This window comes from Helicobacter kayseriensis (assembly GCF_021300655.1).
GTDB lineage: Bacteria > Campylobacterota > Campylobacteria > Campylobacterales > Helicobacteraceae > Helicobacter_G > Helicobacter_G kayseriensis.
In genome coordinates this window covers 1-1194 of sequence record NZ_JAJTNB010000038.1, presented here as the reverse complement: position 1 = coordinate 1194, position 1194 = coordinate 1, and the positions used below count along the sequence as shown (strand labels likewise).

The window sequence follows — 1194 nt, the reverse complement described above, 5'->3', positions numbered from 1 at the left end:
AGGAATCCTTGTAGGTGATAGTGCCTCTTCATTGACAGAAAACACCTCTGGGATGAAATTTACAGATGCAAGCTCTGCTTTTGTGGGTAAACTTCATATTGGATCTATTAAATCCAACAATGGAGGATGGAACAATATCTCTTACAAAGCAGATGCAACTCTTCTTAGTGCTTTTGCTCAAGAGAGAAGCACAGCTCCAAATGCTATCATTGGATCTCTTACATTAAATTCTAGTGCTTCTGAGACAAGAGATCTCCTTGGATCAGCAGTTTCTGGAAACAACAATCTCTATCTAGATTTAAGCTCCAATACAGACTTTGCCAATGTCAGCAGCTTATTCTCTGTGGGGAAAGATTTGAGCAAAGCTCAAGCAATCATTGCAGGAAATATTGATAATAAATCAAATGAAACTAACAATATCAAAATCGTAGGAGGAGAAACGATCCGATACAGTGCAGGAAACGCTACGATCAAAGTAGGACTTGTTGGGAACATCACTACAAATGGTGGGAACAATAACCTAATCTTTGAAAACAGCATTTGGCTACCTAGCGCCATCAAAACAGATTTAAAAGAAGGCTTAACACTTCCTGCTAACCTCTCTGGAACACTGACTAATAGAAATGGTGGAATCACAAACATCGTCTTAAGAACTTCAAGCCCTACTTTAACTCAAGGCACTTCGATGTTTAATGTCATCAATGCTGGAAACAATAGTAAGGCCAATATCGTCGTCCAAGGACAAGTCAATATCGGAGCCAATGTCACTTATGGTGGAAGATTTGATGAAAATAACAATTACATCTGGGATGGTCAAAGCAATACAAGCGAAACTGTCTTTATCTTTGCTAATAGTAATGACAAAGGAGCACAATCTGTCCAACCATTACAAGAATCCAGTGATTCATTTATTGCCAATCATACAGAAGTTGAAAACAATAAAGTCCTAGGTGTTATTTATCAAGATGGAGTCAAGCTTAAGCTTAAAGACAAAAACATAAAAATCGGAGACAGAGACAACGTGTCTTTTATCCAAGAATATTCTAAATATTTCTCTGGAATCGCAGAAAATGGATTGCTTATCCTTACAACAGATCGCAAAAACACAAGTAGTGGAAGCACTAACACCCAAACAGATACTATCACTATCAAAGGTCTTGCTCTAGGAGATATCTCAGAGCTAGGATCAAGCAC

The 1194-nt window shown here is 38.0% G+C and carries 1 protein-coding gene; it reads left to right on the top strand.

The features are described from left to right. Positions 1–31 precede the first annotated feature (31 nt). Positions 32–1194: hypothetical protein (locus tag LW137_RS07115; protein ID WP_233034977.1), on the top strand; the 1163-nt coding region annotated here is incomplete at its 3' end.